Below are 14292 nucleotides of genomic sequence, written 5' to 3' on the forward strand. Positions count from 1 at the left end.
TCGTGGGGGCCCGGGGCGCGAAACCGTCGGCCGCGCCGGGACTCAGAGGGCGACGTCGTCCCGCTCCCCGGTGCTCACGCGCACCGCGTGCTCCACGGGGGTGACCCACACCTTGCCGTCCCCGGGTTCACCGGTGCGGGCGGCGCCGACGACCACCGTGACGACCTCCTGGGCCTCGGCGTCCTCCACGACGGTCTCGATGCGCACCTTCTCCAGCAGGTCCACGGTGTACTCCGCGCCCCGGTACACCTCCCGGTGTCCGCGCTGGCGGCCGTAGCCGTGCACGGTGAGCACGGTCATCCCCTGCACGCCGTAGCTCTCCAGGGCGTCCTTGACGTCACTGAACTTCTCCGGGCGCACCACTGCGGTGACGAGTTTCACGGGTTGCTTCCTTTCGCGGGGACGGGAGCCTCGGCGGTGCCGGGCAGCGGGCGGTGGGTGCCGTGGCCCGCGAACGATCCGGTGGCCTCGTCCTTGAGCGAGTACGCGGACTCCGCGTGCTGCGTGAGGTCCACGCCGATGATCTCGTCACGGCGCGTGATGCGCAGCCCCATGGTGGCCTGGAGCACCAGCCCGATCAGCAGCGTGAGCACGCCCGTGTAGAGGGCCACGAACACGGTGGCCGCGAGCTGCGAGCCCATGAGGCCCCAGCCGCCCCCGTGGAGCAGGCCTGCGCGTCCCTCGGAGGGGACCGCCAGGAATCCCAGCGCCACGGTGCCCACGATGCCCGAGACCAGGTGCACGCCGCACACGTCCAGCGAGTCGTCCAGCCCGATCCGGTACTTGAACCCCACCGCGAGCGCCGAGAGCACACCGGCCACAGCCGAGAGCCCGATCGCACCCAGCGGGGTCACGTTCGCGCACGCCGGGGTGATGGCCACCAGGCCGGCGACGACGCCCGAGGCCGCCCCGAGCGACGTCGCGTGGCCGTCCCGGATCCGCTCGGTGAGCAGCCAGGAGAGCATCGCGGCGGCCGGGGCCACCAGCGTGTTGGTCCAGACCAGGGCGGCCTGCTCCACGGTGGTGGCGGCCCCGGCGTTGAAGCCGAACCAGCCGAACCACAGGATGGCCGAGCCCAGCATGACCAGGGGCAGGTTGTGGGGGCGCTGCCCCGAGTCCCGGCCGAAGCCGCGGCGGGCCCCGATCAGCAGGATGAGCACGAGGGCCGCGACGCCCGCGTTGATGTGCACGGCGAGCCCTCCCGCGAAGTCGATGGGCTCACCGACGATCCGTCCCAGGGCGCCCTCCTCCGAGAACAGCCCGTCGCCCCACACCATGTAGGCCAGCGGGAAGTACACCAGGGTGACCCACACGAGCGTGAACACCACCCACGTGCCGAAGCGCGTGCGGTCCGCGATCGCGCCGGAGATCAGCGCGACCGTGATGATGGCGAACGTCACGGAGAAGTCCGAGGCGAGCAGGTCCTCGGTGCCGAGCAGACCCTGCAGCCCCGCGTGCGCGAACGGGTTGGCCGTGAGCCCGCCCAGCACGGGGTCGCCGCTGAGCATCGACGCTCCCCACAGCACCCACACGACCCCCACCACGCCGAGGGCCGCGAAGCTCATCATCATCATGTTCAGCACGCCCTTGGCCCGGGTCATGCCTCCGTAGAACAGTGCGAGCCCCGGGGTCATGAAGAACACGAGCCCCGCAGCCACCACCATCCACACGTGTCCGGCGGTCAGTTCCACCCGGATCACCTCGTCCCTGTCTCGTGCCAGCACATCCTTTGCGCTTCCGGGGACCAGTCAACGGCGCCCGTGTTACCGCCGGGTTCGCCAGGGCGTAACGAGCGTGTTTCGAATGCGCCGCTCGTGTGACGCACACGTTAAACCGGGGTGCCGCATCTCACATGGTGGGCACGGGGCGGCCCCCGCCAGAGCGGTCCGCACGCAACGACGGCGCCCGCCCCCGGGAAGGGAGCGGACGCCGTCGTGGTGCGGGAACCGGGGACGTCAGTCGATGATCGCGTCCACGAACTGCTCGGCGTTGAACGGCGCGAGGTCGTCCGGGCCCTCCCCCAGGCCGATGAGCTTGACGGGCACGCCGAGCCCGCGCTGGATGGCCACCACGATGCCGCCCTTGGCGGTGCCGTCCAGCTTGGTGAGCACGATGCCGGTGATGTCCACGGCCTCGGCGAAGACCCGTGCCTGGGTCATGCCGTTCTGCCCGGTGGTCGCGTCGATCACGAGCAGCACCTCGTCCACCGCGGCGGCCTTCTCGATCACGCGCTTGACCTTGCCGAGCTGGTCCATCAGACCGGCCTTGTTCTGCAGCCGGCCGGCGGTGTCCACGAGCACGACGTCGGACTCCTGCTCGATCCCGGCCTTCACGGCGTCGTACGCCACGGAGGCGGGGTCCGCGCCCTCATGCTCGGAGCGCACCGTGGGCACGCCCACGCGGACGCCCCACGTCTCGAGCTGGTCCGCGGCGGCGGCGCGGAAGGTGTCCGCGGCGCCGAGCATGACGTCCTTGTCCTCGGCCACGAGCACGCGGGCCAGCTTGCCCACCGTGGTGGTCTTGCCCACGCCGTTGACGCCCACCACGAGCACCACGGCGGGCTTGCCGGGAGCGGACTCCGTGCGCAGGGAACGGTCCAGGGTGGGGTCCACGAGCGCGAGCATCTCCTCGCGCAGCATGGTCTTCAGCTGCGCGGGGTCCTTGGTGCCGTCCACGCGGACGCGCTTCTTGAGGTTCTCCACGAGCTCCAGGGACGCGTCCGTGCCGAGGTCCGCCATGAGCAGCGTGTCCTCGATCTCGTCCCACGTGTCCTGGTCGATGCGCTCGCGCGAGAGCAGCACGAGCAGGCCCTTGCCGAGAACGTTGTTGGACTTCGCGAGCCGCCCGCGCAGCCGCGCCAGGCGACCGCGCGCGGACTCGGGGCGCTCCAGGGTGCTGACCGGGCGGTCCTCGAGCACCTCGCCCTCGTCCAGACCCGGGACGTCGTCGAGGTCGCGGGTGCCCTGGTACCCGCCCTTCGGTGCCTTGGGTTTGCGCAGCAGCAGCACGCCGAACACCACGAGCAGCACCACCACCGCGGCGGCTATCACGATCCACATCAGTTCAGGAGTCATCACCCGTCTAATCTCCCATAAACTGCCAGGCGTGTCCCACCCCACGCCCCGCTCTCCCGGTTCCTCCGGCTCTTCCGGCTCTTCCGGCGACGACGCCGCACGGCGCCTCCCGGACCCTTCTCCCCTCCCGCGTGCCCCGGGTCCTGACGCCCCGGCACCGGACGCCTCCGCGCCCGCCGCGCCCACGGGGCAGAAGGTCCCCGACCCCATCAAGGTCCTGATCGCGGCGGCCTTCGTGATCGCCCTGGGCTACGGCCTCGTGGCCCCGGTGCTGCCCCAGTTCGCCGCGAGTTTCGGCGTGGGCGTAGCGGCGTCCTCCGCGGTGATCAGCGCCTTCGCCCTGTGCCGGCTCGTGTTCGCGCCCGCGAGCGGGGCGGTGGTCAACCGCATCGGCGAGCGCCCCACCTACCTGATCGGGCTGATCGTGGTGGCGCTGTCCTCCGCGGCCACCGCGTTCGCCCAGACCTACTGGCAGCTGCTCGTGTTCCGGGGGCTCGGCGGGATCGGCTCCACCATGTTCACGGTCTCCGCGATGGGGCTGATCGTGCGGCTCGCGCCGCGGCACATGCGGGGGCGGGTGTCCGGCTACTACGCCACGGCGTTCCTGCTGGGCGGGATCCTGGGCCCGGTGCTCGGCGGATTCCTGGCCGGGCTGGGCATGCACGCGCCGTTCCTGATCTACGCGGGCGCCCTGGTCGTGGCGGTGCTCGTGGTGTGGCTGCGGCTCAGGGACGAGACCCTCGGGGCCAAGCGGACCGGTGCCGCCCAGCCACCCATGCGGGTCCGCGACGCGCTCGACGCCGGCGCCTACCGTGCCGCGCTCGCCTCCAGCTTCTCCACGGGGTGGACGGCCATGGGCGTGCGCGTGGCACTCGTGCCGCTGCTCGCGGCCCAGGTGGTGGGCGAGGGGCCCGCAGTGGCCGGACTGGCCCTCGCACTGTTCGCGGTGGGCAACGCCGCCGCGCTCACGGTCACGGGGCGCCTGACCGACCGGCTCGGCCGCAAACCCCTGGTGCTCACGGGTCTGGTGGTGTGCGGGCTCTCAACCATCGGCGTGGGCTTCAGCACCTCCGTGGTGGCGTTCGCGGTGCTGTCCCTGCTCTCGGGCGTCGGTTCCGGAACGCTCAACCCCGGCCAGCAGGCGGCAGTGGCCGACGTGATCGGCCCAGACCGCGCGGGCGGCAAGGTGCTCTCCCGCTACCAGATGTGCGCCGACGCCGGTCAGATCGCGGGCCCGGTCATTGCCGGGGCGCTGGCGGACGCCGCCGGGTTCGGCTGGGCCTTCGGGGTGTCCGGGGCGCTCATGCTGCTGGCGGCGCTCGCGTGGCTGCCGGTGCGGGAGACGCTGCCGGAGACCGCCCTGTCAGAGGCGCGCCGACCCCGTCCGAGCGGGACGGACGGCAAATGACGAGGTCGGGGAAACCGTCCCCGCGCCGCCGTGCGCTGATCCGCTTCCTCGTGATGTTCGTCGTCACCCTGGTGCTGAACGGTGTCCTGAAGGAGCTGCGCAACCGGGGCATCCTCACCACCCCGATGCTGTTTGGACTTCTTGCGGTCGTCCTGCCGGGTGTCTGGGTCCTCCTCCGCTACTGGTGGCTGCCCCGCGTCTCCCGGGCCCGCCCGCAGCACGAGCGGATTGTCACGGAGGCCCGCTGGGCGTCTCCCCTGGCACCCGGGACCGTGATCGAGCGGCTGCGCGCGGAGTTCGTCGCCCCGGAATTCCGGACGGTCACCACGGAGTCGGCGTTCCACATCGCCACGGGCTCCGACGAGACCTTCCGGTGGCGGGGTGCGGGGTCGATGAAGGGCTGGGAGGCGTTGCCGCTCGCCGTGGACATCGTGCTCACCGCGGCACCGACCGTGTGCGGCATCGTGGCGCTGGCCCGGGACGACCTCGGGTGGTACGAGACACCCCCGGAGTTCTTCGTGGAGAACGAAGTTCGGCGCCGCGGCGCGGCCCTCATCCGCCGCGCACGAGCCGTCACCGAGGCCCGAACCACAGACGGCTGACACGATGGCCGCCAGGGCGACCGGGCGGCGTCGTCTGCGGGGACCGACTAGCGAAGCTCCGAGAGCTGCTGCCCCACCACCAGGCTCACACCGTCCCCGCGCATGGACACTCCGTAGAGGGCGTCCGCGATCTCCATCGTGCGCTTCTGGTGGGTCACGATGATCAGCTGCGAGCTTTCCTTGAGCTGCTCGAAGATGGTGAGCAGCCGGCCCAGGTTGCGGTCGTCCAAGGCGGCCTCCACCTCGTCCATCACGTAGAACGGGGACGGCCGGGCCTTGAAGATGGCCACCAGCAGCGCCAGGGCGGTCAGCGAGCGCTCGCCGCCCGAGAGCAGGGACAGCCGCTTGATCTTCTTTCCCGCGGGGCGCGCTTCCACCTCCACGCCGGAGTTGAGCAGGTCGTCCGGGTCCGTGAGCCGCAGCCGCCCCTCGCCCCCGGGGAACAGCGTGGCGAACACGGACACGAACTGCTCGGCGGTGTCCCGGTAGGCCTCCGCGAAGACCTCCTCCACGTGCTGGTCCACCTGGCGGATGATGTTGCGCAGGTCCGTGCGCGAGTTCTTGACGTCCTCCAGCTGGGTGACCAGGAACCTGTGCCGCTCCTCGAGCGCCGCGAACTCCTCAAGTGCGAGCGGGTTCACCTTCCCCAGCGCCCTGAGCTGCTTCTGGGCCCGCTGCAGCCGGGTCTCCTGCTCCTCCCGTCGGAACGGGGTGCCGGGATCGGTCATGCTGGGCAGGGCGAGCTGCACGGAGCCGCCGGAGTCCTCCGCGGTCTGGGCGGCCTCGATCGCGGCGTCCGCGTCCGGGACCGGCAGGTGGGGACCGTAGTGGTCCACCAGGAAGTCCGGAGTCATCCCGAGCTCCTCGAGAGAGGTGGCCTCCAGACCCTCCAGCCTGGCGCGGCGTTGCGCGAGGTCCAGCTCCGCGCGGTGCAGCTTCTCCGTGAGCTCGGCGAGCTCCGTCCCCACGCGGTCACGCTCGGTGCGCAGCCGCTGGGCGGCCTCGTCCAACCCGGCACGGCGCGTCTCGATCTCGTCCCGCTCGGCAGCGGCCTCCCTGGCCGATGCCTCCGCGGACTCCCGAAGGTGCCCGGCGGCGGTCTCGACGGCACGCGCCACCGCGGCCTGCACCCGGCGCCGCTCGGCACGCCGGGCCGCTTCCGCGCGTGCCGCTCGCTCGGAGCGCGCGGCACGTGCCTGGGCCTCCGCCCGGGACACGATGTGCCGGTGCTGCTCCTCGAGCCCGCGCAGCGCGAGCCGCGCCTGCGTCTCGGCCTCCCGGGCCGCCTTGGCCCGCGCCTCGGCCCGGTTGCGCTCGGCGGCGGCCTCGAGCTGCTCGCGTTCCAGGCTCTCCTCGTCGCCGGTCTCCACGGCCTCCGCGCGCCGCAGCGCCTCGTCCAGCTCGGCGGCGCGCCGGGCGAGCCGTTCCTCGGCGGTCGTGAGCACCTCCCGGCGCCGCGCCAGCTCGGAGTCCGCCGACGACGCCGTGGCCTCCGCCCTGCTCGACGCCGCGCCTGCCGCGGCGGCGTCCTTCTGCGCACGCTGCAGGTCCCGGGTGGCCTCGCGCGCCTCCTGGACGGCGGCCGCGCTGTCCTGCTCGGCACTCCGGGCGGCCTCCGCGGCGCGCCGCGCCGCCGTCTCCAGCGCCGCGGTCTCCCCCTCGGCCTGGTCGAGCAGCGCCATGATCTCGAGGTTGCCCGCCGCCTCCGTGGCCCCGCCCTGCACGCGGTGGCCGCCGTAGACGTCCCCGTCCCGGGTGACCACGCGCACGCCGCGACCCGCCTGGCCGAGGGCGCGGGCGGCGTCGAGCATGGTGAGTGCGGCGGAGGCGTCCGGGACCAGGACCGTGGTGGCCAGCTCGGCACGCACGGCGGCCAGCACACGATCTGCTGCTGCGGCGTCGTCCGTCACCGCGGCGGACAGCACCGCCCGCGCGAGAACGCAGCCGTCGGGCAGCGGGAGCTCCGGGGGCTCGGACGCGTGGGCTTCGTCGGCGACCAGCAGGTGGACCCGCCCGGACCCGGCGTCGGCCAGGTGGGCGAGGATCCGCGCGGCGCCCGTGTGGGAGGCCACCGCGAGCGCGTCGGACCACGGCCCCAGTGCGGCGGCCACCGCGCGCTCCCAGCCGGGGGCCACGCGCACGGAGCGGGGGACGTCCCCGAGCACGGGCACCACGTCCGCCACGGAGGCGGAGCCGTCCGGCTGGCGCAGGGACTGCCGCAGGGTGTCCACGCGCACGGTGTGGGTGTGCAGCTCGCTCGCGCTCTGCTGCCGCCGGGCGTCCGCCGCGCGGGACAGCGCGCGGGCGGCGTCGGCCCTCTCCTCGGCGTCACGGGCGCGCTCGGCGGCCTGCTCGGCCCGGGCCGTCGCGCTCTCGGCGGGCTCCTGCAGGGAGGAGGTCTCCAGACGGGCCCGCTCCGCGCGCTCCACCACGTCCGAGATCTCCCGGCGCACGCGCTCCACGTCCGCCTCAGCCGAGCCCACCCCGGAACGCGCCGCGGTCACGGCGGCCGCGAGCCGCGCCTGACCCGCGCGCCGGTCCGCGGCCTGCCGCACGAGCTCCGCAGAGCGCTTCTCGGCGGCCCGCGCCGCGTCCTCCGCCTCGGCGCGGGACTGCTGGGCACGCTCCAGACCCTGCTGGGCCTCGGTGACCCGCTCGGCCAGCTGCTCTGCCTCCGCGCGGGTGCGCGCGGCCTGCTCCTCCAGGGCGTCCGCGTCCCGTCCCTGCGCGGGGGCCTCCTCGGTGCTGCCCAGCAGCCGACGCCGCTCCTGGGCCAGGGTGGCCAGGGCCCGGTAGCTGTCCCGCACCGTGCTCAGCTCGTACCAGCTCGTGCGCGCCTCGTTCAGTGCCGGAGCGGTGCGGGCGGCAGCCGCCTCCGTCTCCTGCAGCCGACGGGCGAGCTCCGCCGTGGTCCTCTCCAGCTCGTCACGGCGCTCCCGCGCGGCCGCTCCAGCGCCCTCGTCCGCCTCCATCCCCGCGCGGGCCGCCACGACGTCGTCCGCAAGCAGCCGGGCGCGGGCGTCCCGCACGTCGTACTGGATGCGCTGGGCCTTCCGGGCCGTGCGGGCCTGGCGCCCCAGCGGGGTGAGCTGGCGTTCGATCTCACCGGTGAGGTCCTCCAGGCGGTCCAGGTTCTGCTGCACCGACTCCAGCTTGCGCAGGGTCTTCTCCTTGCGGCGGCGGTGCTTGAGGATCCCGGAGGCCTCCTCGATGAACCCGCGGCGGTCCTCCGGGGTGGCCTGCAGGATCCGGTCCAGCTGGCCCTGGCCCACGATCACGTGCATCTCGCGGCCCAGCCCCGAGTCCGAGAGCAGCTCCTGGATGTCCAGCAGGCGGCACGAGCGGCCGTTGATCGCGTACTCGGAGCCGCCCGAGCGGAACAGGGTGCGCGAGATGGTGACCTCGGAGTACTCGATCGGCAGGGCGCCGTCGGCGTTGTCGATGGTCAGGGACACGTGCGCGCGGCCCAGTGCGGAGCGGGCGGAGGTGCCCGCGAAGATGACGTCCTCCATCTTGCCGCCGCGCAGGGACTTGGCGCCCTGCTCCCCCATGACCCACGCGAGGGCGTCCACCACGTTGGACTTGCCGGAGCCGTTGGGACCCACCACGGCCGTGACACCCGGTTCGAAGTGGAACGTGGTGGCGGAGGCGAAGGACTTGAAACCACGCACGGTGAGGGTCTTCAAGTGCACGCGGGGGATCTCCTGGGTCTGGCGGTCGGCTCTTCGGGAGGCCGTGAAGGGGTGGGCCCCGATTCTACCCGGGGTCCGCTCGGACCGATCCGGTGCCGCGGTGCCGCCCGGCGCGGGACCGCATCCAGGCACCGCGGGACGAACGCGGCGCGCACCCCGAGGAACCTGTCAGACGGGACCGCTAGACTGGGCCGGTCCAGCCCGCTTGTTCACCCGAGCGCCGAGGTCCATCACGAACGATCGATTCCTTGACGGTACGGGTGGCGTCTGATCGAAAGCGCCACATTGACCGGTAACTCCACCATCAGAAACCGCAACGCCGCCATCCTGTCGGTGACCAAGACGGAAGCGGACGTGGTGATCCCGTCCACCCGGTTCGATGAGGAGTTGGCCAAGACCTTCACACGGCTGCGCCTTCCCAAGGGTCTGCTGGAGCGGCTCGCGGGCATCAAGGAGCGCCGCGGCTGGGCCCCCGGACGCCACTTCACCGACGGCGCCACCGAGGCCGGCCAGGCCGCCCTGGAGAACTCCGGCATCCGCCCGGAGCAGATCGGACTGTTCATCAACGCGTCCGTCACGCGCGACAACTACGAGCCCGCCGTGGCCGTGGGGATCCACGAGCGCCTGGGCCTGCCCAGCTCCGCCCTGAACTTCGACATGACCAACGCGTGCCTGGGCTTCGTCAACGCCCTCACCGTGGCCTCCTCCATGATCGACGCGGGCGCCATCGAGTACGCCCTCGTGGTGGCCGGCGAGGACCCCTCCCCGTGGCACGAGGCGGCCATCGCACGGCTGAGCGAGGACGACATCACGCGCGAACAGGTGGTCCAGGAGTTCGCAACCCTCACCCTGGGCTGCGGCGCCGCCGCCGCCGTGGTGGGCCCCGCGGACCGCCACCCGGACGGCCACCGGATCGTGGGCTCGGTGACCCGCGCCGGCACCGAGTTCAGCCGCCTGTGCGTCGGTGGCTGGGACGGGATGTTCACGGACGCCACCGGTCTGCTCAACCACGGTGTGGGACTCGTGGTCGAGGCGTGGCTGGATGCGGAGCGCGACGGCTGGGACTGGCGGAACATGGATTCCTACGTGACCCACCAGGTCTCCAACTCCCACACCAACAAGCTCATCGAGGACATGGGGATCGACGCCGCCAAGGTGCCCCTCACGTTCCCGTACTGGGGCAACGTGGCCGCCGCCGCGCTGCCCATGACGCTCGCCCTCGAGTCCGAGCGGTTGGAACCCGGAGCGCGGGTGCTGTGCCTCGGCGTGGGGTCCGGGCTGAACACCACCCTCATGGAGATCGCCTGGTGAGCACCCCGAACCCCCGAGGAGGATCCATGTCCCCGCAGCACCCCGGCGCTGAGCGCCTGCCCTTCACCGAGACCCCCCTGCCGGGGATCGACCCGGCGTGGTCCACGGCGCTCTCCGTGCCCTCGTCCGCGCCCGTGGAACCGGTGGCCGGCCGGAAGCGGCGGTGGCACGTGCTGGACAATCGCGAGCAGATCGAGCGCTCCGGCCGCACCCCCCGGGGCATCGTCCTGGCCGTGCACGGCAACCCCACGTGGTCCTACCTGTGGCGGGACGTCCTGCGCGCGGCGAACGAGCTGGAGCACCCGTGGCGCGTGGTGGCCGTGGACCACCTGGACATGGGATTCTCCGAGCGCACCGGACTCTTCCGCCGCCTCGAGGACCGTGTCCAGGATCTCGGCGACCTCACCGCCACTCTGGGGATCGACGGCGCCGGACTGCCCGTGGTCACCCTCGCCCACGACTGGGGCGGGCTCATCTCCCAGGGCTGGGCGCAGGAGCACCCCGCGATCCACGCGGCCACCGTGCTGACCAACACGGCGGTGCACCACGACAACGCCGAGCCCATCCCCTCTGCACTGCGTCTCGCCCTGAACAGGGCAGTGCACGAGCCGCTGACCTCCGGGAGCACCGCGTTCCTGGACACCACGCTCGCACTGTGCGATCCCGCGGCGTCCAAGGACGTCAAGCGCGCCTACAAGGCTCCCTACACCTCCCGTGAGCGCCGCGAGGGCATCGCCCACTTCGTGGCGGACATCCCCGCCGCCGAGGACCACCCGTCCCACGCCGCCTACGAGCGGATCGCGGGGCGGATGAGCGCGCGCGAGGTCCCCACGCTGCTGCTGTGGGGCACCGGGGACCCGGTGTTCCAGCAGCGCTACCTGGACGACCTCATGCGCCGCGCCCCGCACGCGGACGTGCACCGCTTCGAGGGCGCCAAGCACCTGCTGCCCGAGGCCCGGGACATCGCCACCCCGCTGTTCACGTGGCTCGAGGAGCGCTTCGGGGACGCCGAGCCCGTCGTCGAGACCCACCGCGAGCAGCGGGCCCGCGGCCGCGCCGCGTTCGTGCCGTTCTTCGCGGAGCTGGACGCGCGGCGTCGTGACGACTCCCCCGCCGTGGTGGACATGGGCCCCGTGGCCACCACCGTGGACGGCTCCGCCCCCGAGCTGGACATCCGGCGCAGTGTGAGCTGGGCGCAGCTCTCCGCCTCCGTGGACCAGCTGGCCGTGGCCCTGCTGCGCACCGGGGTGCGCCCCGGGGACCGCGTGAACCTCATGGTGCCGCCCGGGTCCATGCTCACCACGCTGATCTACGCGTGCCTGCGCATCGGTGCGGTGATCGTGGTGGCGGACCAGGGCCTCGGCCGCCAGGGACTCACCCGGGCGCTGCGCGGCTCCTCGCCCCGCTGGTTCATCGGCATCCGCAAGGCCCTCGTGGGCGCGCGGGCCCTCGGCTGGCCCGGCACACGGATCGCCGCGGACGCCATGGACCCCGTGTCCAAGAAGCTGCTGGGCGTGGCGCACACCGTGCCCGAGCTGATGGACTCCGTGACCACGGTGTCCCCGGACGAGATCCCCGCCGTGGACCCGGACGCCGAGGCCGCCGTGCTGTTCACCTCCGGTTCCACCGGTCCGGCCAAGGGCGTGGTGTACACGCACCGCCAGATGGCCGGGATGCGCGACACCATCCGCGACACGTACGGCCTGCGTGCCGGCACCGGGCTCGTGGCGGGCTTCGCACCCTTCGCCCTGCTGGGCCCCGCCCTGGGCGCGGCGTCCGTGACGCCGGACATGGACGTCACGAGCCCCAAGACGCTCACCGCGCGGGCGCTGGCGGAAGCCACCATGGCCATCCGCGCGACCGCCGTGTTCGCCTCGCCCGCCGCGATCGCCAACGTGCTCGCCACGGCGGACGAGCTGGCCCCCGCCGAGCGGGACGCCCTCGCACGCGTGGACCTCATGCTCTCCGCGGGCGCCCCCATCCCGGAGGAGCTGCTGGCCCGGTTGCAGGAGCTCATGCCCGCCGCCGAGCTTCACACGCCCTACGGGATGACCGAGGCGCTGCCGCTCACGGACGTCAGTCTGGGAGTGATCCGCACCGCCCGTGAGGACGCGCAGGCGGGCATGGCCGGTGCCGGCGGCGGCGTGTGCGTGGGCACCCCCGTGGCGGGTGCCGAGCTGGGCGTGCTGCCGCTGCGCGCGGACGGTTCCGTCTCCCCGGAGATCGTCACCACCCCCGGCGTCACCGGCGAGATCGTGGCCCGCGCCCCGCACGCCAAGGACCACTACGACCGGCTCTGGATCACCGAGCGTGCCTCGGACGGGACCCCGGGCTGGCACCGCACGGGCGACGTCGGGCACTTCGACGCCCGTGAGCGGCTCTGGTACGAGGGCCGACTGGCGCACGTGATCACCATGTCCGACGGCCCGGTCTCCTCCGTGGCGGCCGAGCACGCCGCGCAGACCGTCCCCGGGGTCGGCCGCGCCGCCGTGGTGGGCGTGGGTCCTGCTGGGTCCCAGTCCGCGGTGGCGGTCATCGAGACCGATCCCGCCGCGTCCGCACCGGCGCTGGCGTCCCCGGAGCTGACCGAGCGCATCCGGACCACGGTGCACGCCACCACGGGCCTGCCCGTCAGCGCGGTGCTGGTGGTCCCGGAGCACCCCACCGACATCCGTCACAACTCCAAGATCGACCGAGCCGAATTGAGTGACTGGGCCGAGCGCGCCCTGGCCACCGGAAAGCTGAGTTCACTGTGAGCGACGATCCCCGCGACACCCCCGCACAGCCCAGCGGCACCGGGCGCCACCGCGCACCGGCCACCGACGCCGCCCGCCCGGCCGCGGCGCCCCGGCCCACCTCCTCGGCGTCCTCGCCGGCCTCGTCCGAGCCTTCCGCTCGGCCCGATGCCCAGGGTGCTGACGTCTCCGGCTCCGCACAGATCGCGGACCCGGACCGCGGCGGTGCCACGGTGACCCACGGCGAGCTCGACGGCACGGGCCGCACCGTCCTGGTGACGGGCGCGTCCGGAATGCTCGGCGGCGACGTCGCCCGCGTGCTGCTTGCGCACGGCTGGAAGGTGCGCGTGTTCCAGCGCGGTCACGCTCCCGTGGCCGAGCGCGAGGGCGTGGACGAGGTGCTGGGTTCGGTGACCGATCCCGAGGACGTGGCCCGCGCACTGGACGGCGTGGACGACGTCGTGCACCTGGCCGCCAAGGTCTCCTTCACCGGGGACTGGTCCGAGTTCGTGCGCGTCAACGTCACGGGCACGCGCATCCTGCTGTGCCAGGCGCAGAACGCCGGCGTGAAGAACGTGGTGTTCGTGTCCTCCCCCTCCGTGGCCCACACCGGGGTCTCGATCGAGGGAGCGGGCGCGGAGCCCGCTGACCCGGAGAATGCGCGCGGCAACTACGCCCGTTCCAAGGCTGCGGCCGAGCTGCTGGCCCTGAGCATGGACGGGCAGCGGGACCTCAAGGTGGCCGCCGTGCGCCCGCACATCGTGTGGGGCCCCGGGGACACGCAGCTCGTGGAGCGCGTGGCGGACCGTGCGGCCGCCGGGCGCATGCCCAACCTGGACCACGGTGCCGCGATGATCGACACCACGTACATCGACAACGCCTCCGAGGGCATCGTCCGGGCGCTGCAGCGCATCGACCACGTGCACGGCCGGGCCCTGGTGCTCACCAACGGCGAGCCGCGCCCCGTGGGCGAGCTGATCGCCCGGATGTGCCGGGCCACCGGCTCTCCCGCGCCCACGCGCTCGGTGCCGGGCAAGGCGGCGCGCCTCGCGGGCCGCGTGATCGAGACCGTGTGGCCGCACCTGCCCGCCAAGCTGCGCGCGGGCGACGGAGAGCCGCCCATGACCGAGTTCCTCGCCGAGCAGCTCTCCACGGCGCACTGGTTCGACCAGAGCGAGACCCGAAAGCTGCTGGACTGGACTCCGTCCGTGAGCCTGGACGAGGGCTTTGCCCGGTTGGCCGCGTACTACCAGGACCATCCGCGCCCGCAGCGCAACACCGGGTCGGTGTCCCTGGAGCGCGTGGAGGACGTCGCGGACGAGCAGCGCGCCCGCGCCGAGAGCGCCTCGGTGGCCTCTGACAGCGAGAACAGCAACCTGTCCACGGACCTGCAGAGCGTGCGCTCGCTGGAGTGATGTTGTCCTCTCTGAGCGCCACGGTGCCCGCGACCGCACGGTCGCGGGCACCGCT

General features: G+C 73.1%; 9 protein-coding genes. 5 read left to right on the forward strand and 4 right to left on the reverse strand.

All coding sequences use genetic code 11. The features are described 5' to 3' along the window. Window positions 1-42: 42 nt before the first annotated feature. The 3 genes from HMPREF2833_RS11410 to ftsY form a co-directional block, all read right to left on the reverse strand. A complete protein-coding gene (locus tag HMPREF2833_RS11410) occupies window positions 43-381 on the reverse strand; it encodes a P-II family nitrogen regulator (protein WP_019308968.1) in 339 nt (112 codons plus the stop codon). After that, on the reverse strand, window positions 378-1691 hold the full coding sequence (locus tag HMPREF2833_RS11415; protein WP_246829137.1) for an ammonium transporter: 1314 nt from the start codon (window positions 1689-1691) through the stop codon (window positions 378-380). Before HMPREF2833_RS11415 ends, HMPREF2833_RS11410 begins: the two co-directional genes overlap by 4 nt. Before the next feature lie 264 nt (window positions 1692-1955). Further along, complete coding sequence (ftsY, locus tag HMPREF2833_RS11420; RefSeq protein WP_070638348.1) at window positions 1956-3074, reverse strand: signal recognition particle-docking protein FtsY; 1119 nt, start codon at window positions 3072-3074, stop codon at window positions 1956-1958. A gap of 31 nt (window positions 3075-3105) precedes the next feature. Here ftsY and HMPREF2833_RS11425 point away from each other — a divergent pair, with 31 nt between their 5' ends. Further along, window positions 3106-4482, forward strand: a complete 1377-nt coding sequence (locus tag HMPREF2833_RS11425; protein WP_070638351.1) for an MFS transporter — start codon at window positions 3106-3108, stop codon at window positions 4480-4482. Further along, window positions 4479-5084 (forward strand): hypothetical protein, encoded by a 606-nt coding sequence (locus tag HMPREF2833_RS11430; RefSeq protein ID WP_070638355.1) that lies wholly within the window; start codon window positions 4479-4481, stop codon window positions 5082-5084. The genes HMPREF2833_RS11425 and HMPREF2833_RS11430 overlap by 4 nt, the downstream gene beginning before the upstream one ends. A 47-nt stretch (window positions 5085-5131) precedes the next feature. Here the strand turns inward: HMPREF2833_RS11430 and smc are convergent, their stop codons facing one another. After that, on the reverse strand, window positions 5132-8776 hold the full coding sequence (gene smc, locus HMPREF2833_RS11435) for a chromosome segregation protein SMC (RefSeq protein WP_070638358.1): 3645 nt from the start codon (window positions 8774-8776) through the stop codon (window positions 5132-5134). 285 nt (window positions 8777-9061) lie between these two features. On the opposite strand from smc, the gene HMPREF2833_RS11440 reads away from it, so the two are divergent. Genes HMPREF2833_RS11440 through HMPREF2833_RS11450 form a run of 3 tightly spaced genes read left to right on the forward strand, consistent with a single transcriptional unit; the run spans window position 9062 to window position 14237 of the window. Then, window positions 9062-10087, forward strand: a complete 1026-nt coding sequence (locus tag HMPREF2833_RS11440) for a 3-oxoacyl-ACP synthase III (RefSeq protein ID WP_019308962.1) — start codon at window positions 9062-9064, stop codon at window positions 10085-10087. Between the two features lie 26 nt (window positions 10088-10113). Next, entirely contained in the window at window positions 10114-12843 is a 2730-nt protein-coding gene (locus tag HMPREF2833_RS11445) for an alpha/beta fold hydrolase (RefSeq protein WP_059280916.1), read from the forward strand. Then, window positions 12840-14237 carry an NAD-dependent epimerase/dehydratase family protein gene (locus tag HMPREF2833_RS11450; RefSeq protein ID WP_019308960.1) on the forward strand — a complete coding sequence of 466 codons (1398 nt, stop codon included), beginning with the start codon at window positions 12840-12842 and terminating at the stop codon, window positions 14235-14237. Before HMPREF2833_RS11445 ends, HMPREF2833_RS11450 begins: the two co-directional genes overlap by 4 nt. Window positions 14238-14292 lie beyond the last annotated feature (55 nt).

It is taken from the genome of Kocuria sp. HMSC066H03 (assembly GCF_001812045.1).
In the GTDB taxonomy this organism is placed as follows: Bacteria; Actinomycetota; Actinomycetes; order Actinomycetales; family Micrococcaceae; genus Kocuria; species Kocuria rhizophila.